This window comes from Campylobacter sp. RM9333, assembly GCF_020137705.1.
Taxonomy (GTDB): domain Bacteria; phylum Campylobacterota; class Campylobacteria; order Campylobacterales; family Campylobacteraceae; genus Campylobacter_E.
Genome location: NZ_JACGAY010000019.1, coordinates 1 through 23,267, shown reverse-complemented (window position 1 = coordinate 23,267; position 23,267 = coordinate 1). Strand labels below are relative to the sequence as shown.

General features: G+C 27.2%; 22 protein-coding genes and 1 pseudogene. 18 read left to right on the top strand and 5 right to left on the bottom strand.

Annotated elements, in window-relative coordinates:
* The first annotated feature begins 427 nt into the window (after window positions 1-427).
* The 13 genes and pseudogenes from mrdA to AVBRAN9333_RS09570 all read left to right on the top strand — a co-directional run bounded on the left by mrdA (window position 428) and on the right by AVBRAN9333_RS09570 (window position 14,858).
* The gene (gene mrdA / locus AVBRAN9333_RS07190) at window positions 428-2,239 is read left to right on the top strand and encodes a penicillin-binding protein 2 (protein ID WP_214117996.1); all 1,812 of its coding nucleotides are present in this window, start codon (window positions 428-430) and stop codon (window positions 2,237-2,239) included.
* Window positions 2,240-2,306: 67 nt separating this feature from the next.
* Entirely contained in the window at window positions 2,307-3,281 is a 975-nt protein-coding gene (locus AVBRAN9333_RS07185) for a putative transporter (protein ID WP_214117998.1), read from the top strand.
* Window positions 3,282-3,352: 71 nt separating this feature from the next.
* Complete coding sequence (locus tag AVBRAN9333_RS07180; RefSeq protein ID WP_239802643.1) at window positions 3,353-4,603, top strand: coproporphyrinogen III oxidase family protein; 1,251 nt, start codon at window positions 3,353-3,355, stop codon at window positions 4,601-4,603.
* Complete coding sequence (locus AVBRAN9333_RS07175) at window positions 4,603-5,361, top strand: AMIN domain-containing protein (protein ID WP_336609692.1); 759 nt, start codon at window positions 4,603-4,605, stop codon at window positions 5,359-5,361. Before AVBRAN9333_RS07180 ends, AVBRAN9333_RS07175 begins: the two co-directional genes overlap by 1 nt.
* An 11-nt stretch (window positions 5,362-5,372) precedes the next feature.
* Entirely contained in the window at window positions 5,373-6,485 is a 1,113-nt protein-coding gene (locus AVBRAN9333_RS07170; RefSeq protein ID WP_214118000.1) for an NAD(P)/FAD-dependent oxidoreductase, read from the top strand.
* 152 nt (window positions 6,486-6,637) lie between these two features.
* A complete protein-coding gene (locus tag AVBRAN9333_RS07165) occupies window positions 6,638-7,897 on the top strand; it encodes an aminoacyl-histidine dipeptidase (protein ID WP_336609691.1) in 1,260 nt (419 codons plus the stop codon).
* 11 nt (window positions 7,898-7,908) lie between these two features.
* A complete protein-coding gene (fumC, locus tag AVBRAN9333_RS07160) occupies window positions 7,909-9,297 on the top strand; it encodes a class II fumarate hydratase (protein WP_336609690.1) in 1,389 nt (462 codons plus the stop codon).
* Window positions 9,294-10,304 carry a tRNA (adenosine(37)-N6)-threonylcarbamoyltransferase complex transferase subunit TsaD gene (gene tsaD / locus AVBRAN9333_RS07155; protein WP_336609689.1) on the top strand — a complete coding sequence of 337 codons (1,011 nt, stop codon included), beginning with the start codon at window positions 9,294-9,296 and terminating at the stop codon, window positions 10,302-10,304. The genes fumC and tsaD overlap by 4 nt, the downstream gene beginning before the upstream one ends.
* A gap of 4 nt (window positions 10,305-10,308) precedes the next feature.
* Window positions 10,309-10,743 (top strand): DUF2147 domain-containing protein, encoded by a 435-nt coding sequence (locus AVBRAN9333_RS07150; RefSeq protein ID WP_214118015.1) that lies wholly within the window; start codon window positions 10,309-10,311, stop codon window positions 10,741-10,743.
* Window positions 10,743-11,474, top strand: a complete 732-nt coding sequence (locus tag AVBRAN9333_RS07145) for a 3'(2'),5'-bisphosphate nucleotidase CysQ (protein ID WP_336609688.1) — start codon at window positions 10,743-10,745, stop codon at window positions 11,472-11,474. The genes AVBRAN9333_RS07150 and AVBRAN9333_RS07145 overlap by 1 nt, the downstream gene beginning before the upstream one ends.
* A 1-nt stretch (window position 11,475) precedes the next feature.
* On the top strand, window positions 11,476-13,422 hold the full coding sequence (locus AVBRAN9333_RS07140) for an HD domain-containing phosphohydrolase (protein ID WP_336609687.1): 1,947 nt from the start codon (window positions 11,476-11,478) through the stop codon (window positions 13,420-13,422).
* 143 nt (window positions 13,423-13,565) lie between these two features.
* A pseudogene (locus AVBRAN9333_RS09575) lies at window positions 13,566-14,324 on the top strand (PAS domain-containing protein); the annotation flags it as partial.
* 24 nt (window positions 14,325-14,348) lie between these two features.
* Entirely contained in the window at window positions 14,349-14,858 is a 510-nt protein-coding gene (locus AVBRAN9333_RS09570; protein WP_239803726.1) for a methyl-accepting chemotaxis protein, read from the top strand.
* Window positions 14,859-14,888: 30 nt separating this feature from the next.
* Here AVBRAN9333_RS09570 and AVBRAN9333_RS07130 read toward each other — a convergent pair whose 3' ends face one another.
* On the bottom strand, window positions 14,889-15,752 hold the full coding sequence (locus AVBRAN9333_RS07130) for a LysR family transcriptional regulator (protein WP_336609685.1): 864 nt from the start codon (window positions 15,750-15,752) through the stop codon (window positions 14,889-14,891).
* A 111-nt stretch (window positions 15,753-15,863) separates the two neighbouring features.
* Between AVBRAN9333_RS07130 and AVBRAN9333_RS07125 the strand changes: the two genes are divergently transcribed.
* The 3 genes from AVBRAN9333_RS07125 to AVBRAN9333_RS07115 are packed head-to-tail and all read left to right on the top strand — an operon-like array spanning window position 15,864 to window position 17,981.
* On the top strand, window positions 15,864-17,027 hold the full coding sequence (locus AVBRAN9333_RS07125; protein WP_336609684.1) for an iron-containing alcohol dehydrogenase: 1,164 nt from the start codon (window positions 15,864-15,866) through the stop codon (window positions 17,025-17,027).
* Window positions 16,993-17,439 (top strand): cyclophilin-like fold protein, encoded by a 447-nt coding sequence (locus AVBRAN9333_RS07120; protein ID WP_336609683.1) that lies wholly within the window; start codon window positions 16,993-16,995, stop codon window positions 17,437-17,439. Before AVBRAN9333_RS07125 ends, AVBRAN9333_RS07120 begins: the two co-directional genes overlap by 35 nt.
* Before the next feature lie 2 nt (window positions 17,440-17,441).
* Entirely contained in the window at window positions 17,442-17,981 is a 540-nt protein-coding gene (locus AVBRAN9333_RS07115; RefSeq protein WP_214118035.1) for a DapH/DapD/GlmU-related protein, read from the top strand.
* An 8-nt stretch (window positions 17,982-17,989) separates the two neighbouring features.
* On the opposite strand, the gene AVBRAN9333_RS07110 is transcribed toward AVBRAN9333_RS07115, so the two are convergent.
* Genes AVBRAN9333_RS07110 through tatB form a run of 4 tightly spaced genes read right to left on the bottom strand, consistent with a single transcriptional unit; the run spans window position 17,990 to window position 21,348 of the window.
* Window positions 17,990-19,132, bottom strand: coding sequence for a hypothetical protein (locus tag AVBRAN9333_RS07110; RefSeq protein WP_336609682.1), 1,143 nt, complete (start codon window positions 19,130-19,132; stop codon window positions 17,990-17,992).
* 9 nt (window positions 19,133-19,141) lie between these two features.
* Complete coding sequence (gene queA / locus AVBRAN9333_RS07105) at window positions 19,142-20,155, bottom strand: tRNA preQ1(34) S-adenosylmethionine ribosyltransferase-isomerase QueA (RefSeq protein WP_214118039.1); 1,014 nt, start codon at window positions 20,153-20,155, stop codon at window positions 19,142-19,144.
* Window positions 20,148-20,912: a twin-arginine translocase subunit TatC gene (gene tatC / locus AVBRAN9333_RS07100; RefSeq protein WP_214118042.1), complete on the bottom strand. Its 765-nt coding sequence runs from the start codon at window positions 20,910-20,912 to the stop codon at window positions 20,148-20,150. Before tatC ends, queA begins: the two co-directional genes overlap by 8 nt.
* Window positions 20,905-21,348, bottom strand: coding sequence for a Sec-independent protein translocase protein TatB (tatB, locus tag AVBRAN9333_RS07095; RefSeq protein WP_214118044.1), 444 nt, complete (start codon window positions 21,346-21,348; stop codon window positions 20,905-20,907). Before tatB ends, tatC begins: the two co-directional genes overlap by 8 nt.
* Before the next feature lie 157 nt (window positions 21,349-21,505).
* Here tatB and AVBRAN9333_RS07090 point away from each other — a divergent pair, with 157 nt between their 5' ends.
* Window positions 21,506-22,261: a hypothetical protein gene (locus AVBRAN9333_RS07090; RefSeq protein ID WP_336609681.1), complete on the top strand. Its 756-nt coding sequence runs from the start codon at window positions 21,506-21,508 to the stop codon at window positions 22,259-22,261.
* A 160-nt stretch (window positions 22,262-22,421) separates the two neighbouring features.
* On the top strand, window positions 22,422-23,267 hold an 846-nt coding region (locus AVBRAN9333_RS07085), incomplete at its 3' end, for a hypothetical protein (RefSeq protein ID WP_336609680.1).

Sequence of the window (23,267 nt, the reverse complement as noted above, 5' to 3'; positions counted from 1 at the left end):
ATATAACAATATTTGTTTTATTTTTTTACCAATTACTATGCTCTATTACATTTTTTTTACCACCTTTACTCGGAGTTTTTTTTGTATTTTTGATTATACATTTTAAAAAAAGTGGTTTTGATAAAACTAGCTTGCTTATTATTTTATATCTATGTCTTATTGAAATAACCCACGGATTAGTGCTGTTTAGCACTACAATAGCGTTTTTAATATTTTTTTATTATTTTTATGATAAGTTGATTTACAAACTTAAAAATAGGGATATTTTGATAATTATTTTTATAATATTTGTATATTTTATAGATATATTTTTAAATTTATTATTTTCTTATTTATTTGAACTAGAAGTGCTTAAATTAAGCAATATTTTTATTTATTATATATGCCTTGAATCTTTATTATCAATTATTTTGTTTAGAGGTATTGTGTGAGATTAAAATTTGTAATTTTTGTAATATTGTCATTTTTTATAATGCTACTTTCTAGGGTATATTGGCTTAGTATTTATAGCAATGATTATTATGAAGAACTAGCACAAAAGAATTCAACCAAAGAAGAATTAATTCCGCCTATTAGAGGGATAATATTAGATAGAAATAATACCCCATTAGCTGTTAATCAGCTCGGATTTTCAATATCTTTAAAACCACATTTAAGTAGTAATTTATTAGATGTAACAACTAATAAAATTCTAAAATGCTTTAGTGATTTAGATATTGATAAAATTATTAAAATATATAAAAGAGAAAATAGCTATTACAATCAAGATGAAATAGAAATTATAGATTTTATAGAGTATGAGAAGATAAATCCTTGTTATTTTGAGCTGAATTTAGATGATAATATATTAATAAAACCAAGTGTTAAAAGACTATATCCATTTAATTCTTTAGCAAGTCATATAATAGGCTATGTGGCAAGGGCAAATGCTGAAGATATGGTAAATAATGATGTTGTAAAAGTTACAAAAAAAATTGGAAAAACAGGCATAGAAAAATATTATGATGATATATTACAAGGCACGCCTGGCAAAAAAGTTACAAAAGTAAATTCCATCAATCAAGAAGTAGAAGAAATTGAGTTTAAAAAACCAATTATGGAAAATGACATAAAACTCACTATTGATATAAGAATGCAGCAATACTTAGATGAATTGTTTAAAAATATTAGTGGTTCAGCAGTTGTTTTAAATATTGAAGATGGCTCAATTATTGCAGCAGGTTCTTATCCAGAGTATGATTTAAATCCTTTTGTTACTGGAATTTCACAAAATGAATGGGATATGATGATACAAGATTTAGACCACCCATTTACAAATAAGATTATAAATGGTCGTTATCCACCAGGTTCGGTTGTAAAAATGGGCGTAGGCTTATCGTTTTTACAAAGTGGTAAAATAGATACTAATACTACTTTTACTTGTTCTGGTTCTTTTGATTTTGGTGGTAGAAAATTTAGATGTCATAATGTATATGGGCATGGGGTTATGGATTTAAGAACTGCTATTAGGTCAAGTTGTGATGATTATTTTTATAAAGGCAGCTTAAAAGTTGGAATAGCTGATATAAGTGCAAGTTTATATAAGCTTGGATTTGGTAGAAAAACAGATATTGATTTACCACTTGAGAGTGTTGGTATATTACCAAATAAAGTATGGAAAAGTTCAAGATATAACCAGCCTTGGTATCAAGGTGAAACTTTAATTACTAGCATAGGGCAAGGTAATTTCCTAGCAACTCCAATGCAAGTAGCAGTCTATACAGCAAAATTAGCTAGTGGATATGAAATAAAGCCACATTTTGTAGATGAAATAAATAAAGAAAAAGTTGAAATTGTTAAAAAAGATATTTTTACTCAAAGCGAACAACAAGATTTAAAATATATTAGAGCAGCTATGTATGATGTAGCAAATACACCTAAAGGCACAGGATATAAACCTTTATTAGAGAGTAAAATCACATTAGCAGCCAAAACAGGCACAGCGCAAGTTGTAGGGATTTCTCAAAGTGAAAAAAAGCGTATGAAAGAAGAAAATATGGAATATTATACAAGAAGTCACGCTTGGATGAATGCTTATGGACCTTATGAAGAGCCAAAATATGCCGTGGTTGTTCTAGTTGAGCATGGAATGCATGGAGGTGCTACTTCTGGGCCAATTGTTGCAAAAATATTTAATAAATTATTAGAATTAGGCTATATTGACGAGCAATATCAAAAGGGATTTAAAAAACATAAATGATATTTCAAATTCTAAATGTATTAAAGATAAATTATTATGATTAGCCTATTTTTTTGCAAGGATTTATATGTTTAGAGCATTTTATTTATCTAAAAAATGGTTTTTATGGTCTTGGGGCGGGAGTTTGCTTATTTTACTTGCAATTTTTTCTCAAACCTTACTTAATGTACAAATCAATAATTGGTATAAAGATTTTTATAATCTCTTACAAGCAGCACCACAAAATAGCACCTACGAGCAGTTTTTAAGTGGCTTGAGTGATTTTTTATTTATAGCTTTACCTTATATTTTAATAGCTACATTAACAGCGTTTTTTTCTAGGCATTTTGCTTTTGCTTGGAGAGAAGCTATTACATTTGCTTATCTTAAGGCTTGGCGTAAGAATAATGATTATATAGAAGGCTCATCACAGCGTATCCAAGAAGATATATATAGATTTGCAAAAATCGTTGAGAGCTTGGGTGTTGATATTATAAAGGCTTTTATGACCTTGATTGCTTTTTTGCCTATTTTATATACTTTAGGGGCTAATTTGGTTTTACCTATTTTTAATTTTCAATCAGGTTTAATTATGTGGGCTTTATTAACAAGTGTTGGTGGTCTTATTATATCTTGGTTTGTTGGAATTAAACTTCCTAATCTTGAATATAACAATCAAAAAGCCGAAGCTGCTTTTAGAAAAGAGTTAGTTTATGCAGAAAATGATAGAACCAATCACGCATTACCAGAGCAAATGTTTGAGCTTTTTACAGGGCTTAAGTTTAATTACAAAAGATTGTTTTTGCACTATGGATATTTTGATGTTTGGCTATATTTATACGAACAATTTATGGTGATTTTTGCTTATTTGATAGTAGGGCAAAATTTATTCTTAGGAATAATTGCCCTAGGTGTTTTAGTTCAAATCAATAATGCTTTTAGTAGTGTTCGTTCAAGCTTTAGTGTTCTTACTAAAAACTGGACAACTATTACAGAATTAAGAAGTATTCACAAGCGTTTAAAAGAATTTGAAGAGCATATTAATTTTAAAATTAATTCTTAATTTATGTTATTTTGAATTAATTTTATTTGTATAAACTAATGGCATTTTTTAATTTTTAATAAAGGTTATTAATGAATTTTTTACAAAATCAAGCTTTAAAATATACTTGCAATTTTCTTAACAAAGAGCTTAAGTCTAAGTTTAATTTTAAAAATGAAGTTAATTTAGAAAAATCTAAAGATGGTAAAAAGGTAATGCTATATATTCATGTTCCGTTTTGCCATACTTTTTGTCCTTATTGTAGCTTTCACAAATTTGCTTATGATGAAGAATTATGTAAAGAATATTTTAAAACTTTAAGAATTGAATTACAGCAATTTAAGGATTTAGGATACGATTTTAATACACTTTATGTTGGTGGCGGAACTACTTTAATCAATGAAGCAGAACTTATAAAAACACTTAGTTTATGTAAGGATTTATTTAGTATTGAAGAGATTTCTTGTGAGAGTGACCCAAATCATATAAAGCCTGAAGCTTTAAAAGACTTTAAAGGGCTTATTGATAGGCTTAGTTGTGGGGTGCAGAGTTTTGATGATGAAATTTTAAGAAAAGTTAATCGTTTAGAAAAGTTTGGAAATCAAAAAGAATTAGTAAAAAAACTAGAATTAGCTAATGGTATTTTGCCAACTTTTAGTATTGATTTGATTTTTAATTTTCCATCACAAACAAAACAAATGCTAATAAAAGATATTGAATTAGCTAAAAATATTGCTCCATCACAAATTACTTTATATCCACTGATGAAATCTAATCTTACTAAAGAAATAATTGCAGCTAAATTAGGCATAGATAAACAAGATAATGAATATGAATTTTATAAGATAATTTGCGAATACTTTAGTGATTATGAGCAAAATAACTCTTGGAGTTTTTCTAAGGATAGAACTAGTTTTAATGATGAATATGTAAGCACACATCACGAATACATTGGTGCTGGTAGCGGGGCTTTTTCTTTTACAAATAATAAGCTTTTAGTAAATGCTTTTAAATTAGATGATTATAAAGCTAAGGTTTTAGCTGGTAAAAATCAAAAATTAGCTCATATAGATTTTAGTCCTGAAGATAGAATTAATTATATTTTTCTAACAGAGTTTTTTAAGGATAATTTGAATATTAATAATTTTAATTCTAATTATAATTGTGATTTAGAAAAACACTTAGGGCTAAAACTAAAAGCAATGCAGACTATTGGAGCAATTAACATAAATAATGGTATTATTAATAATACTTTTTTTGGTAAATATCTAGCACTTACCTTGATGAAAGAATTTTATATAAATATGGATTTAGTAAGGGCTTATTTTAGAAAGGATTTATAATGAAAAAATATTTATTTTTACTAATAAGCTCAATGCTTTTTGCTAGAGAAAATCCATTTGTGCCTATTGTAAAAATCAATAATCCAAGTCCTATTGAAGAGATAAAGGAATTTAAAAAAACAGCTTTTAGTGTTCCAAGTGATGCTAGAATTTTAAATAAAATGAAACTTATTTATACAAATGTAGATGGGACATTGAAAGAATTTGAGTTAGATATTAATGAAGCTCTTGATTGGCATAAAGTTTATATGTTACTTGACGCCCAAGAGCTTACAAACCAAGATAAAGAAGAAGCAAAAACTGAATTAAAAGAAGTTGATAAAATAAAACTTGCATTAAAAAATCAAGAAAACGCTAATGATGACAATTCTAATGTAGAGCAAAATACTACTAAAATTACTGAAGTTAAGAAAGAAGAAAACAAAGAAAATCAAATTAGTAAAACCACAGAATATACACCTTTATCATTAGACATATCAAATAATTTTAAAATAGTTATAGACAAAAAAAATATTTCAATTAAAACAAATAGCGAATTAATTAGGGAATTTAGTTTAAAAAAACCAAATAGAATTGTTATGGATTTTAAAATTAATTCAAGTTTAAAAAATAAATCATTTGAAATAAAAGCTAATTATTTTGATGAAATTTATACTGGAGTTCATAGAAATTTTTATCGTCTTGTAATAAAACTTGATGGTATATATAATTATAATATTGAAAAAAAATCTAAAGAATATTTAATTAAATTACAATAAAAAGGGGTGTTATGAAAAAAATAATTTTTTTAGGTGCTGGATATGCAAACTTATCTTTAATTAAAAGTCTAAGCAAGGAAGATTTAACAAAGGCTGAATTTTTACTAATTAATAATAATTCATATCATTATAAAACTACAGAATTACATAAAATTGCAGCAAATGAGAGTGAAAAAAATATCAAAATTCCTTTAAAAGATATAATTCCTAGTGAAATTGTAATTATTCAAGATAGTGCTATTAAAATTGAAGGAAATAAATTATATTGCAAAAATACTGATTATGATTTTGATGAGATTTATGTAGGTTTAGGTGCTAATAAAAATACTTTTGGTATAGAAGGGCTTGATGAAGCTTATGAAATCGGAACTTATGAAGATGCTTTAAAAACCAAAGAAATTATTTATTCTAATTTAGAAAAATCTGAAAGTATTTATAAAAATATTGTAATTTGTGGAGCCGGATTTAGTGGTGTTGAATTATGTGCTTCTATAGCTCAAGTTTGCAAAAGCAAAGGAATTGATGCAAAAATTAGCATAGTTGAAGCTATGGATGAGATTTTGCCTATGTATAATAAAGATTTAGCAAAAATAGCAAGAAATTATCTTGAAAAATTAGGCGTAAAAGTTTTAACATCTCATAAAATTATTAAAAAAGTTGGGGATAGATTGTATTTAAACAATGAAGATACTTATATAGATTCAAAAAATATAATCTTTACAGCTGGCGTTAAGGGAAATGAAGTTATTAAAAATAGTGTATTTGAAAACAAAAATAATAGAATATTGGTTAATGAGTTTTTACAAGCGCCAAATTATTCAAATTGCTATATTTTAGGAGATTGTTCTTTAATTATGAATAATGATAGACCATTTGCTCCAACAGCTCAAATAGCTTGCAAGCAAGGTAATTATTTAGCAAGAAGTTTAAGTGCTAGATTAAATAATGAAGAATTTAAAGAAACATTTATTTATAAAGACCAAGGAAGCGTTTGCTCTCTTAGTGAAAAATATGCCGTTGCAAGTATTCAAGGCAAAGATTTTAGTGGATTTTTAGCAAAAGTTCTTAAAAAAATCACAGAATTAAAATGGCAATATAAATTATTTGGATTTAAAGGTCTATAAATTTTTAATTCAAATTCTTTTTAGAATTTGAATTAAATTCTACAAAAATATTACGAATTTACACACTTTAAAATAAATTACAAAATTACACACAAATCTTACTCTTTATTAAACTTTAAAATCTAATGTTTGCTTAAAAATAAGGAGAAAGAATGGGAGTTTTAGAAAACTTTAAACAAATTGCAGCAATTCCGCATTGTAGTTTTGATGCAGTTAAATTAAAAGATTTTTTAATTAATTATGCAAAATCAAAAGGTTTTGAAGTATTAGTTGATAAGGCTGAAAATATTTTATGCAAAAAGGGAAATCCTAATATATGTTTGCAAAGCCATTATGATATGGTTTGCGTTGGAGATGCACCTAATATAAATATAATAGAAAGTGATGGATTTATTAAAGCAAATAATTCAACCTTAGGTGCTGATAATGGTATAGGAATTGCCATTATGATGGAAGCTATGAATGAGTTTAGCGACCTTGAATGTTTATTTACCGCTAATGAAGAAGTAGGGCTTATAGGTGCAAATAATTTAGAGCTAAAAATTAGCTCAAAACACTTATTAAATCTTGATAGCGAGTGTGTAGATAGAGTAATAATTGGTTGTGCGGCGAGTTTAATGATGAATGTAAATATTAAGCTAAATTATAAAAACCCTAGTAAAAAATATTTATATGAAGCTCATACTAAAGGCTATAAAGGCGGTCATAGTGGGATTGATATTATTAAAAACATTCCTAGTGCTATTAGTGATTTAGCTTTATTTTTATATAAAAACGATGCTGAATTAGTAAGCTTTAGTGGTGGGGAAAGAACTAATAGTATAAGTGTAAATGCTAAGGCTATTTTTTATAGCGACACTGAACTTAAATCTAGTGAAAATATTGAAATAACCAAGCTTGAGAGTAAAGGCGAAAAAGTAATTCAAGAAGATATTTTAAGTCTAATTGCTAGTTATAAACACGGAGTTTGGTCTTATTCAAGGGATTTAAATATAGTAAAAACTAGCGTAAATCTAGCAATTATTAGTCAAAATAATGATGAATTAAAGCTTGAATTATTTGCAAGAAGCGATAATTCAGCAGATTTAGATGAAGTCTTTTATAAAACCAAAGCACATTTTAATAATTACGAAGTAAAACTACTTGCTAAAGATGAGCCTTGGGAGCCTATACCAAATGATTTTACTTATGCAGTGCTTAATTCTTTACAAAAATATAATCCAAAAGCTAGTATGAGTAGTATTCACGCAGGGCTTGAATGTGGAGTGTTAAAAACTAAGCAAAATGAATTATTATGTGCTTCAATAGGTCCAAATATCTTAAGCCCACATAGTATTTATGAAAGATGTGAGATTAGCACAATAGATATTATTAAAAACACAACATTTGATTTAATTAAAAACTACAAATAAAAGGAGATAAAATGAGTTTTCGTATAGAACACGATACAATGGGTGAAGTTAAAGTTCCTGCAGATAAATTGTGGGCAGCACAAACACAAAGAAGTTTAGAGAATTTCAAAATCGGCACAGAAAAAATGCCTGTAGAATTAATCCACGCTTTTGCGCATCTTAAGAAGTCTTTAGCTTTAGTAAATAATGATTTAGGCAAATTAGACAATGTAAAAAAAGATGCAATCGTTAAAGCTTGTGATGAGATTTTAGCTAATAAACATAATGATGAATTCCCACTTGCTATATGGCAAACAGGTTCAGGAACACAAACAAATATGAACCTAAATGAAGTTATAGCAAATCTTGCTACTAAACTTAGTGGAATGGATTTTACTAAAGAAAAAATAGTCCATCCAAACGACCATGTAAATATGAGCCAAAGCTCAAACGATACATTCCCAACTGCAATGCATATAGTAGCAGTCCTAGAAACTGAAAGGACTTTAATTCCTGCATTAGAAATTCTAGAAAAAACACTAGATAAAAAAGCAAAAGAATTTGAAAATATAATTAAAATCGGAAGAACTCACTTGCAAGATGCAACCCCACTTACTTTAGGTCAAGAATTTAGTGGATATGTATATATGTTGCAAAGCTCAAAAAGACATATTTTAAAAGCGCTTGAAGATGTAAGAGAGCTAACAATTGGCGGAACAGCTGTTGGAACTGGAATTAATGCTCATCCAGAACTTAGTGAAAAAGTATCAGCAAAATTAAGCGAACTTTTAGGCACTAAATTTATAAGTAGCCCAAACAAATTCCACGGACTTACAAGCCACGATGCTTTAGTATTTTTACACGGAGCATTTAAAGCTCTTGCAGCAAATTTAATGAAAATAGCAAACGATATTAGATGGCTTGCAAGTGGTCCTAGATGTGGTTTAGGAGAGCTTAGTATCCCTGAAAATGAGCCAGGAAGCTCAATTATGCCAGGTAAAGTAAATCCTACTCAAAGTGAAGCTTTAACAATGCTTAGCGTTCAAGTAATGGGAAATGATGCGGCAATTGGTTTTGCAGCTTCTCAAGGTAATTTTGAGCTAAATGTATTTAAGCCTGTGATTATTTATAATTTCTTACAAAGTTTAAGATTATTAGCTGATGGTATGATTAGCTTTAATGATAATTGTGCTATAGGAATTACTCCAAATATTGATAAAATTACTCATAATTTAAATAATTCTTTAATGCTAGTAACTGCACTAAATCCACATATTGGCTATGAAAATGCAGCAAAAGTTGCAAAAAATGCTCACAAAAAAGGAATTAGCCTAAAAGAATCTTGCTTAGAATTAGGTTTAGTTAGTGAAGAAGATTTTGATAAATTTGTAGTTCCTGCAAATATGATTAAGCCAAAATGAGAGAATTACTTTTAGCAATAGAAAGTAGCTGCGATGATTCAAGCATCGCAGTTATTAATGTAAATACTTATGAATGTTTATTTTATGAAAAAATATCTCAAGATGAGCATAGTGAGTTTGGTGGAGTTGTGCCAGAACTTGCATCAAGGCTACATACTGAAGCTTTACCTAAAATATTAGCTAAAACCAAGCCTTTTTTAAATGAATTAAAGGCAATTGCAGTTACTAATGAGCCAGGATTATCAGTATCGCTTCAAAGCGGAGTTGCAATGGCTAAGGCTTTAAGTGTGGCTTTAAATATACCATTAATTGCGATAAATCATTTAAAAGGTCATATTTGTTCTTTATTTTTAGATAAAGAAATAATGAATGATTTTTTAGTTTTGCTTGTAAGTGGCGGTCATACTATGATACTTGAGATTACTAAAGAATATGATATAAATTTAATAGCAACTACAAGTGATGATAGTTTTGGAGAAAGTTTTGATAAAGTTGCAAAAATGCTAGGACTTGGTTATCCTGGTGGGGTATTTATTGAAGAATTAGCAAAAAATGAACGCAATAATACTTATGAGTTTTCTTTACCAATCCCAAGTAAAAGTAGGCTTGAGTATTCATTTTCGGGTATTAAAAATCAAGTGAGATTAGCTATTAATGATTGTATAGCAAATAATACTTTAGATACTCAAAAAGCAAATATAGCAGCAGCATTTCAAAGAATTGCTTGTAAACATATAATTAATAAATTAAACATAGTTTTACATAATAAAAATTATAAAGCATTAGGCGTAGTTGGTGGTGCAAGTGCTAATTTATTGCTTAGGTCTAAATTAGATGAAATTTGTAAAAAAAATAATATGCAATTATTGTTAGCTCCGCTTAAATATTGTTCTGATAATGCTTTAATGATAGCAAGAGCAGGGGTTATTGCATACAAAAATAAAGATTTTGTAAATATAAGTGATGATATAATAAACCCAAAATCAAAAAATTTTAAAAGGCTTTAATTTAATGAAAAAAATATTTTTATGTTTAGGATTATTAGGTAGTTTATTAGCTAAGGATTATGGTAATTATATAAGTATTGATGAAAATGGTAAAAAAACTGCTAGATGGCATATTTATGAAGAAAATAATGAATTATTTGGCAAAGTTGTTAAATTGTTTGAATATGGCGATGATGAACTTTGTAAATCTTGTGAAAAAACTTATGATTATTTTACTTATGCAGAAGATGCTAGAAAGATGAAAATAGTAGGTGCGCCATTGCTTTATAAATTAAAAAAAGATGGTGAAAATTCTTATAAAAGTGGTTATATAATTGATCCAGAAAGTGGTAAATTATATAGAGCAAATGCAACTTTTAAAGATGATAAATTAATTTTAAGAGGATATGTTGGATTTTCTTTAATAGGAAGAAGTCAGACTTGGATTAAGGAAAAATAATGCAAGAGTTATTAACTCTTGCTAAAAAAGCAGCAAGAATTGCTGGAGATGAAATAATTGATATAAAATACCCTTTAATTAATACAAAACCAGATGGAACTTTAGTTAGTTCAGCTGATTTAAAAGCTAATGAAATCATATTTGATATTTTAGGAAAAAGTAAAATTAATATATGTTCTGAAGAACAGATTTTAGATTATGAAAAAAGAAAAAAAACTTTATTTTGGCTAATTGACCCACTTGATGGCACTAATAACTATTTAAAAAATAGAAAAAATTTTTGCGTTTGTATTAGTTTGATTGAAGATACAAGACCAATTTTAGGTGTAATTTATGATGTTTGCAATAAGAATTTGTATTATTCAGCTAAAAATATGCCAGTTTATAAAAATCAAGAAATCCTAAATAAAGTTAAAAAAGAATCAAATAAGGCTTTAGTATCTTTAAGAAAAGAACAAGATATAAATAATAGTAAAATTCCATTTAGCTACGGATACTCGGCATTAAATATAGGCTCTGCATTAAAGTTTTGTGCTTTATTAGAAGGTGATGCTGATGTATATTTAAGATACGAAAGGCTCAATTCTTGGGATTTAGCTGCTGGGGATTTTTTAATAAATCAAAGTGGTGGATTAATGTTAGGGCTTGATAAACAAAAATTGAATTATAATACGCCCAATTTTTCTTGCAAACCTTTTATAGCGTTTTCAAGTGTATTTAATAAGGATTAATATGAATATTTTTAACACACATAGAATAGTTTTTGAAGGTTCTTCGGTTAGCAAATATTTAAGTGATAATTTAACTTGCATTCAATTTAGTTTAAATGGTGTGATTGATGCTGGATTTTTACCAAAACCAACTGATGATAATTTTATAAAGCATGTTTTTATTTCCCACACTCATTTAGACCATATTTGTGCTATTGCTTTATATGTTGATAATTATTTTTTAAAACTTCAAGATAGTATTTGTATATATGCTAGTAAAGAAAGTATAGATAATCTCAAAGAGCATTTTTTTAACAATAAAATTTGGCCTGATTTTGCAAAGATAAAATTGCCAAATGGAAGTCCTGCTATAGTTTATAAAGAAATTAATGTAGGAGATAAATTATTAATAGATGATATAACAATAGAGCCAGTTAAGAGCTATCACATTGAAGGTAGTTTTGGTTTTATTTTAACTTATGATAAAGATAGTATATATTTTACTTCAGATACTTATTATCACGATGATATAGTGGAATTAATCAATAAAAGAACTGATATAAGACAAGTAATTGCTGATGTTAGTTTTGATTCTAGTATGGATAAATTAGCAAAAGCATCTAAGCACCTAACTCCAAAATTATTAAAGCAAATTCAAGACAATGTAAGAGATGATGTGATTTTCCATGTGTATCACATTAAATATTGCTTTAAAGATAAAATAGAAGAAGAATTAAAAGAATTTAATATCTTAAAAGATTATGGAATGATTATTAAAAATGGTTCATTTATGCAATTTAATACAAATTATCAAAGTGATATGATAAATGTATTAAAAAGACATAATTTAGACCAAGAGCAAAAACTAGAAACCATACTTGAATGCTTTTCTCAAATATCTAAAAATTCTGATTCTAAAGCTAACTTAAATACCTTAGGCGAAATGGTTAAACAAAACATTCAAGCTGATAGATGTAGTGTGTGGTTTATTGACAATGAAAGAAAAGAATATTATACCTTACACGCTGATGGAGTAGGTGAGATTAGAGTTCCTTTTGGTAAAGGAATAGTAGGTCGTGCAATTGAGACAAAAGAAGCTATTTTAGAAAATAATCCAAAAAGCAATCCGTATTTTGATAGCTCAAATGATGAGAGAACAAAATATAGCACTAAATCAATTTTAGCTATGCCTATTTTAAATAGTGAGCACGAAGTTATTGGGGTATTCCAAGCTTTAAATAAACTTACAGATATTAATAATAATTTTGATAAAGATGATTTAGATTATCTAAGAATTGCAGCTGATTATTCAGGTAAGATTTATGAAGGAATGAAATTCCAAGAAGATATTTTAAACGCTCAAAAAGATTTAATTTATTCAATAGCTGAAATGGTTGAGAGTAAGAGTGAAGAAACAGGAAATCATGTAAAAAGAGTAGGTAAAATAAGCGAAGCCATAGCAAGACAAATGGGGTTAAGCGAAGAAGAAGTAACGCTAATTAGTTATGGTGCTCCAACTCACGATATTGGTAAGATTGGAATTCCTGATGCTATTTTAAATAAACCTGGAAGACTTGATGAAAAAGAATTTAAAACCATGCAAAAACACGCACAAATAGGCTATGAAATGTTGCATAGATTTAAAGGTAAAATTATGGAAGCAGCAGCAATCATCGCTCACGAACACCACGAAAAATATGCGGGTGGTGGCTATCCAATGGGTAAAAAAGGTGATGATATTCATATTTATGCAAGAATTGTTTCTTTAGCTGATGTTTTTGATGCGCTTGCAAGTGATAGATGCTATAAAAAAGCTTGGCCACTTGATGAAGTTTGCAAATATATTAGTGATAATTCAGGTTTTCAATTTGACCCTAAAGTGGTTGAAGCATTTTTTGCTTGTAAAGAAGAAATATTTGCAATAAAAGAAAAATATGTTGATAAATATATTGATGATAATTTAATGTGATTGTAATTTGTTGATTTTTTAGATTAATCCAAATTAATTTTTCATTGATTTGGATTAATTATTTGCTTTAATTTAAACTATTAATACTTTTTTAAATAAAATTATTTATAATCGCTCCTTTTTTTAAAATTAGGAGTAATTTAATGTTTTTTAAAAATAATAAAGAAATACAAGACAAGATTATTAAGGAGTTAAAAGATAAAGAAGCTATTTTAAAAGCTATTTATAAAGAAATGGCGATTATAGAATTTGATACTAAAGGAAATATTGTTGATGCAAATGAGCATTTTTTAAAAGCTACAAAATATACACTAGCAGAGATAAAAGGTAAGCATCATAGAATATTTTGTGATAAACATTATGTTAATTCAAGTGATTATTCAATCTTTTGGCAAGAATTATCAAGAAATATTCCACAAAGTGGTCAGTTTAAAAGATTTGCAAAAGATGGTCAAGTAGTTTATTTAGAAGCAAATTATTTACCAATAGTAGATGAGCAAAATCAAGTTTATAAAGTAATTAAGTTTGCTGCTGATATTACAGAGCATGAAAATGAATTGTTGGACTTAAAAAACACAATTAATGCAGCAAGTAAGTCTATGGCTTTAATTGAATTCACTCCAAACGGAGAAATACTTGATGCAAATGATAATTTTTTAAATACATTAAATTACAGAAAAAGCGAAATTATAGGCAAACATCATTCTATGTTTTGTGATAGTGAATATGTAAAAAGTAGTGATTATAGAAAATTTTGGGAAGATTTAAGAAGCGGACATTTTCAATCAGGTCAATTTATAAGATATACAAAAGATAATAATCCTGTATATTTAGAAGCAAGTTATAATCCTGTTTATAATGCCGAAGGTAAGGTTTATAAGGTAATTAAATTTGCAAGCGATGTTAGTGAGCAAGTAATAAGAGATTTGAATAAAAATAAAATCGTAAGCGAGTTAGCACAAAAAAATGATGAAAGCACAAATGAAGGTAGTAAAGTTATTGCTAAAACCGTGCAAAATGTCCAAGAAATAGCAGAAATTATGAATGAAAGTAGTGAATTGGTTAATTCGTTAAATACTCAATCAGATGAGATTGTATCTGTTATTCAAACTATTAAAGATATTGCAGAGCAAACTAATTTATTAGCATTAAATGCTGCTATTGAAGCCGCTCGTGCTGGCGAGCATGGTCGTGGTTTTGCTGTGGTTGCTGATGAGGTTAGAAAACTTGCTGAAAGGACTGCAACATCAATTAATGAAATTACTTTAACAATTAATTCTATTAGAAATGTTAGTGCTAATGTTGTTGAGAGTATAAATAAAAGCATAGCTCAAGTAAATGATAGTGTTGTGTTAGCAAATACTGCAAATGAATGTATGAATAAAATCAAACAAAGTTCAGAAGAAGTAGCAAGAGCTATGGAAGAAAATAAATAAATATAATTTGAAATTCTTAGGAATTTCAAATTAGTTTTTTAAGTCTTTTTGCAATTCTTTTAAAAAAATTCTCGCAACATCACTTAATTTATCATCAATCCAAATTAACCTTAAATTAGAAGTAATTAATGGGTTTATAGGCTTAAAACATAAATCATCATTAGTGTTAATTAATTTATCAAGAGATAAAGCGTATCCAATATCTTCTTTAACAAAAATTGCAGCATTGTATAATAAATCATAAGTAGCTACTATATTTAGCTTATCTTGATTTTGCCTTAAAACATTTGGCATTTCTTGCGTAAAACCTTGTCTTGATACTATAAGTGGCATTTGAAATAAATCATTTATGCTTATATCTTTTTGCTTAGCGTATTTTGAAGTATTTTTCATAATAATCCCCCAAGTATCACTATGATTTAAATCTAAATAACTAAAATTGCTAATATCAAATTCTTGAACTACAACGGCAAAATCTATTAAAGAATTTTGTAATTTATTTACCACATTTTCATAGTTTCCACTAAATATATGAAACTTAATATTTTTATTTTGTAGCTTTTTAGCAGTTCTTGCTATTTTGACTATTCCAATTGATTCAGCACAGCCTATATAAACATCTCCACCATTAAAATCTTTTAAATTTTTAAATTCTTGCTCGGTTTTATCAACTAAATCTAAAATATCACAAGCTCTTTTATAAAGCATTTCTCCTTCTTTTGTGAGAATGATTTTATAATTTGTCCTAATAAAAAGTTTTTGCCCTAATTTTACTTCTAAATCTTTTAATTGTCTTGATAGATTTGGTTGAGTAAGATTTAATTTATTAGCTGCTTTAGTTATGTTTTGCAATTTTGCAGATTCTATAAAATATTTTAAAACTCTAATTTCCATAATATTCCTTAGAAATAATTAATTTTTATAATTAATTATATATTATAAGTATTTGATATTTCTACTAAAAATAAATAAAATTATTTTACTTTTAAAACAAGGAGATTTTTTATGAATAATTTTATTTTTCACAATCCAACTAAGATTTATTTTACTGATGAAGTAGAGCAATCTTTAGAATTTGAATTAAGTAAATATGGTAAAAACATTGTTTTGGTTTATGGTTGTGGCTCGGTGCATAAAAATGGTATTTTTAACCAAATTGTAAAAATACTAGATAAATTAGGCAAAAATGTAGCATATATTGATGGTGTTATGCCAAATCCTACTTTAGAAAAATTAAACTCAGGTGTAAAGATAGCAAGAGAGCATAAAGCTGATTTTTTATTAGCTTTAGGTGGCGGTTCTGTTTGTGATTATACAAAAGCTTTAGCAGTTAGTATAAACTCAAGCGATGATTATTGGGATAGGTATTTTATAAATCAACTTGAGCCAAATTGTGATGTAGTTTCGTTAGGTTGTATTTTGACAATGTGTGGGACAGGCTCTGAAATGAATGGTGGTAGTGTAATTACAAATGAAAAAACTCATCAAAAAATAGGAAAAGTTTTTAATGATAAAAGAGTATTTCCTAAGTTTTCTATATTAAATCCTAAATACACTTTAAGTATTAGCAAATATCAAATGATAAATGGAATTTATGATGCGTTTAATCATATTTTAGAGCAATATTTTTCAAAAGAAGATGATAATGTGAGTGATTATTTAGCAGAAGGGCTTATGCGTTCAATAATCTCATCAAGCAAAATTGCAAACAAAAATCCTAATGATTATAAGGCTAGAAGCGATATTATGTGGGCAAGTACTCTAGCATTAAATACTATGCTTCATTGTGGTAAAAATGGAGATTGGATGGTTCATATGATAGGTCAGGCAATTGGTGGCTTTACCAATGCAACGCACGGAGCTACTTTAAGTGCTATTAGCTTGGCGTATTATGAATATATAATGCCTTATAATATTGAGAAATTTAAAAGGTTTGCTATTAATGTCTGGGATATAAAAGATAATAAAAGCGATGAAGAAATAGCTAAATTAGGACTATTTGCTATGAGAGATTGGATGAGTGAGCTAGGTCTTTGTATGAATATAAAAGATTTATTAGTAGATGAAAGTTTGATTGAAGATATTGCTAATAATGTATTCATTTTAAATGGTGGTTATAAGGAGCTTAATAAAGATGAAATTATTCATATACTTAAGAAAAGTTTTTAGCATTTTTATTGGTTTAGGAGCTTTTTGTATGTTAAATGGATTTAGCAATGATGAAATATATGTTGAAATAAATAATCAAGAATTAAGAATAAAATTAGAAAGTAATTCATCATCAACTGCTCTTTATGAAGTATTACAAAAGTCTGATTTGAATGTTTTAATGAATGATTATGGTGGGTTTGAAAAGGTAGGAAGAATTGATAAAAATCTTCCTACTAATGATAAATATTTTCAAGCTAAAGCACTTGATTTGATTTTATATAATGCTAATAATATAGTAATTTATTATGATAATAATTCTTGGAGTTTTACTAAATTAGGAACAATTTATGGCATTAATAAAGATGAGTTAAAAAGGCTTTTAGGTAATGGCAAAATTAATGCTAGGTTTTATGTTAAAAATAAGGATTAATTATGATTAAGTATGTAAAAGCAAATTCTATTGAGCATAAACTTATGCTTAAACAAGCTAAAGAAGCTATGAAAATAACTTTTAAAATTAACAATACTTATAATGAACCAGAAGAATTAAATAAATTATTTTCTCAATTAATTGGTAAAGAAGTAGATGAAAGTTTCACTTTATTTCCACCTTTTAATACGGATTGCGGTAAAAATATTTCAGTAGGCAAAAATGTATTTATAAATAGTGGTTGTAAATTTCAAGACCAAGGTGGAATTTATATTGGAAATAATGTTTTAATAGGGCATAATGTAGTATTAGCTACTATAAATCACGATATCAATCCATTTAAACGCTCTGATATGGTATTAAAGCCAATAACAATAGAAGATAATGTTTGGATTGGTTCAAATGCCACAATACTTAGCGGAGTAAAAATTAAAAAAGGCTCAATAATAGCAGCTGGTGCGGTGGTTACTAAAGATGTTGAAGAATTTCAAATAGTAGCAGGGGTTCCAGCTAAATTAATTAAAACTATAAAATTAAGCTAATTAATAAATTAGCTTAATAATTTTTCTTGTTGAGTTTTTATGATATTTACAATTGAGCGAATATTATCAATTGTATATGGTAATGGTAGGAAATCTACTTCTTGAATAATCTTTTCAATATTAGGTGTTATTTTATGATTATTTAGTATAAGAATTAATTTAAAGCAATATTCATCTTGTGCTTTTACTAAACGATTTAAATCATATTCATTAAAAGTATTAATTAGATTTGCGTCTAATAAAACAGCTCTATAAGCGCAATTTACCCCATCTTCAATTTTTTCTAAAAGACCATTACTTGATTGGTTTTGAATGCAGTTTATTTCATAGCTTTCAAGATTTGCAGTGATTGTTTTTGATATGTCAATATTGTTATGAACTATTAAAACACTTAATCTATCTTTTGGAGTTACATCTGGTAAATTATTTTCTTTATCATTGATTAGTATTGGGATACTAAGACAGATTGCGTGATTAATTCTTTCATTTGTATCCTTAAAGGCATAGCTAGAACCATCAATTTTTTTCATATATCCACTAAATTTATGTAATTGTTCTGAAATAGATAATTTTTTAGGATTAGTAAAGCTTTTAAATAGTTCAGTTTTTTTATCATCAACAACCCCACAAACTCCAATATCAACGCATAAAAGAGTTCTATTTTGCATATTATTCATAATTCCAATATCAATAAATATGGTTTCATTTTCTACATTTTGATTAATCAAATCAGCAGCAGCCCAAATAGCATTGATAATATTTGTATAATCTCCATAAAAATACCTATTTGGCATACATTTTTCATTGTTATCGTTTAGATATAACATATCTTGTCTAACTAAAAATATATTATTTTTAACACTAGCTTCGTAATTTAGCGTTTTGAAAAAATACAAAAATACTTCTTGTAAATCAAAATATAAAGATGATTTTTCAAAACTTTCACTTTCAAATTCTGCTTCATCGCTAACACTAAACATTTTTACTTTTTTAGTTTTTAATTTCATTTTTAGCTTGTAAATATAAGCTAATAATAAAACTATTAAGCCACCTAAAACTACAAATAAAAGTATTGTATCTTTATCAGAAAAATCTATTTTAGAATCTGCAAATAGACAGGTTGAGATTAAAATTAATAATAATTTTTTCATATTTTCCTTTCAAATAATAAGCATTGCATCGCCGTATGAGTAAAATTTATATTTATTTTTAATAGCTTCTTCATAAAGTTTTAAAGTATTTTGCCTACCTATAAAACTAGCTACTAACATAATTAAAGTTGATTTTGGCAAATGAAAATTTGTTAATAAATAATTTTGTCTAATTGGCCTATTAGATGGGTTTAAAAATAAATCACATTCACCACTACTTTTTTTTGTCCTTGCATAATACTCTATTGTTCTTGTAGCAGTTGTGCCAACCCCTAAAATAGGTATATCACTATTAATTAATTTTATTGCTTCATCGCTTAGATTAAAGTATTCGCTATGCATTTTATGTTCTTGTATGTTTTCACATTCTACGCTAGCAAAAGTTCCTGCACCAACATGTAAAGTAATATAAGCGCTTTTTTTATCTTTTAGACTATCTAAAACTCTATTCGTAAAATGCAATGACGCAGTAGGTGCTGCAACAGCTCCAATATTTTTAGCAAACACACTTTGATAATTTATCTCATCATCTAAATTATCCATTCTTTTAAGATATGGTGGTAGTGGAATATGTCCGATTTTTTCGCTAATTGTTAAAACTTCATCGGTTTTTAAAACTTCATTGTTTTTGCAAAATTTCACAATTCTGGTGCCATCTGCGTTTAGCTTTAATATTTTTGCGTTTAAATTATCTTGAAAAATTAAAATATCATCTTCTTTAACTTTACCCCTAATTTGCACTAAAAACTCATCATTTGCTAGAATTTTATTTATAAATAATTCACATTTTGCACCACTAATTTTATTGCCATAAAATCTAGCTTTAAATACTTTAGTATCATTAAAAATCAAAGCACATTCAGGCAAAAAATTAGCTAATTCATAAAATACACTATGAGTAATTTTTCCACTATTTTTTTCATATACTAATAGTTTTGCACTATCAGCAGGATTTGCAGGGTATTTTGCGATTAATTCTTCTGGCAAATCATAATCATAAGAACTTAGTAAATTATCAAGCATTTTTATCTTCTAATAATTCTTTTTCATCATCTTCGCTATCTATATCAGGGTCAGCTGGATTTACTACTTTAGCAATATAAATTGAAATAGCATAAAGCCCAATTAAAGGAATTGCCATTAAAAATTGCGAAAATACATCAGGTGGGGTCATAATTGCTGCAAATATAAAAATAACTAATATAGCAACTCTAAAATTTCTAATAAGAGTTTTTTCAGTTACAAGACCAATTTTTGCTAAGAAAAATATAGCAACAGGTAATTCATATCCTAATCCAAATGCAATTACTAATTTTGTAAAAAAGCTCACATATTCAGAAATTGAAGGCATAGCCTTATATTCTCCACCGCTAAAATTGATTAAAAAATCAAAAGCAATAGGAACTACTAAATAATAGCAAAACGCCGCACCAATCAAAAACATAATAGTAGCGCTAAATACAAAAGGCACTACAAATCTTTTTTCATTTTCATATAAACCTGGTTCAACAAATTTCCAAGCTTGCCACAAAATTATAGGCAATGCTACAAGAAATGCTGCAAATAAAGACACTTGCATAGCAGTGAAGAAATTCTCTTGTGGTTTATAAAATATAATTTCAGAGCCTTCAGGCAATACATTCATAAGTGGAACACAAATAAAATGCAGTATTGGTTTCCAAAATACAAAACATACAAAAAAAGCTAAAATCAAAGCAACTACACTAATAAATAATCTTTTTCTAAGTTCAACTAAATGTGGTTTTAATTCTTCAAACATTTTCGCTCTTTTCTTTTAAAAATTGTTCTCTTTTGCTAAGTTGCTTTTCTTCTGTATTTATATTTTTTTCTTCTGTAGAATTTGAATTTTGATTTGAGTTTTCTGTATTTTTTACACTATCAATAGTGCTATTTAAAGCATTTTGTGCGTCTTTTTCAAAATCACTTAAAGTATTTTTAATCTCATCAAATTCTTCAAAGCTTAGTTTTTTTCTGATACTATCATTTGCTTTTGTGATTTCTTCTTTATATTTTCTAGCTTCATCTTTTAATTCGCTAATATTGATTTCGTTTTCTATACTTGATTTAGCTTCGTTAATTTGTTTTTTAACAGCCTTTAATAATTTTGCGATTTCAACTATAGTGCCAGGTAGTTTTTCAGGTCCTAAAACCAAAACAGCAACTATTAAAATAATAACAATTTCCATAAAACTCATAATAAAACTCTTTTAGATAATTTTTTGCTGAATTTATCTAATTTTTTTTAATCGTTAGTTTAAATTAAGTTTTGCTACTTAATCTTTTTAAAGTTATATTTAGTTATATTTAATTAATATATTTACTAATTATTAAATTATTTTAAAGGGATAAAATATGAAAATTAGTTCAAATAATTATAACTTACCATTACAAAAGCCAAATAATAATCAAGCATTAGTTCAAGGAAGACTTGAAAATAAAGAAAATGCAAAAAGATATGATGATTTTATTAAAATGTTTTACCCCGATACTCACGATAGCTTGGATTTTAATTACCCAACTAATAGCAATGAAGCAAAAATTCAAAGTATGGTTATTTATATGTTACTTGAACATCAAGATGCTTTATATGGCGATATGTATACGAATACAATTTATGAAAGAGCCTTTAGTCCTGAAGCAAATCAAGATGTGCAAAAAGATTTAAAGGATTTTTTAAAGGAGCATTCGGATAGCTCAGGAGATTATAAATGGAATCAAGATGTAATAATAGCAAAGCTATTTAATGCAAGAAATATTAGCGAAGATGAGTTTAAGCAAAGATATCTAGCAAGAATTGATGAGATAAAACAAGGCAAAGAGCATGAAAATATTCAAAATAGTGAAAATATTCAAGATAGCAAAAATCCAAAGCCAAGTGATGAAATATCTAGCATAAATGAAAATGATGAAAAAGTTGAAGATAAAAAAGACAAAACCGAAGATAAAAAACCATTCGAAGCCATAGAAGTAAAAGGCACAAGCACTCGTGAAAGTATGGAAGAAATACTTAGCAAAATTAATATTCAAAATATTAAAGATGAAAGAGATTTATTAGCTATATTTTTAGCCTATAAAAATGGCGAGAATTTATATGATAAAAGAGTTTAAAATAAAGAAAATTTATAAAATTGTTAAAATGAATATAGATTAATATTTTATATGAATAAGAATTAAAGCTAAAAATTTTATAAAAGAGTTCAGATATAAATTAAATATCTATTAATATTTTTTTAAACTTACCGATATAGAAAAATAACGGGGGTTTAAAATGCAAATAACAAATAACAATTATATAAATTATCAAACAAATATTAAAAATCAAATTCCAACCACTCAAACTCCTAAAGATAATATAAAAGAGCAAGTTATGAATTTATTAAAAGATGTTCCACAAGATGAATGTGGAACTTATGAGCCAAATAATACACAAAGAATACTTTTGGGTGTAAATAAATCTAAGCATCCAGAGCTTCACGCTATGCTTGAAAGCGAGTTTATGGAAGGTATGCTTTTTTATGGAATGAATAAAAAAGAGCGAGAATACTGGATAGAAACGGGCAAGAGTGTCGGAGCTGAAGAAATGGTAAAAGTGATTAATTCTTTACACCCTGCATTTTTCAACGAAAACGATGACAAAAAGGCTCTTTCTAAGTTAGACGCTTTACAAATAAATACAAAAGCTAATAATATTTATAATCAAGCATTTATTAAAAACGATTTAAAACTTTTAGAGTTTTTAAAGCAAAACGAGATTGTGGGCGTTAGATTTGCTACTAATGATACAAATTTTGGAGATACTAGCGTGCCTGAGTTTTATCTAAGCAGATTTTCTCAAGGCAATATAAAGCTAGGAGATGTTTTTTGTGGGAGCGGTGGCTTTATGGATAGGCTTATGGATTTATTTGCTCTTGATGATTTAGATGAGTTTAAAATCGGTTATTTGGCTTTAAAATTAGAAGTTGATTTATACAAAGAGCAAAATGGTTATGAAAAACATTTTGGAGAGAAATATTTACAAGAAAATTCCGAAAAAGATGAGAATATAAAAAGAAAACCCATAGAAGTAAAAGGTACAAGCACTCGTGAAAATATGGAAGAGATTTTAAGTAAGAGT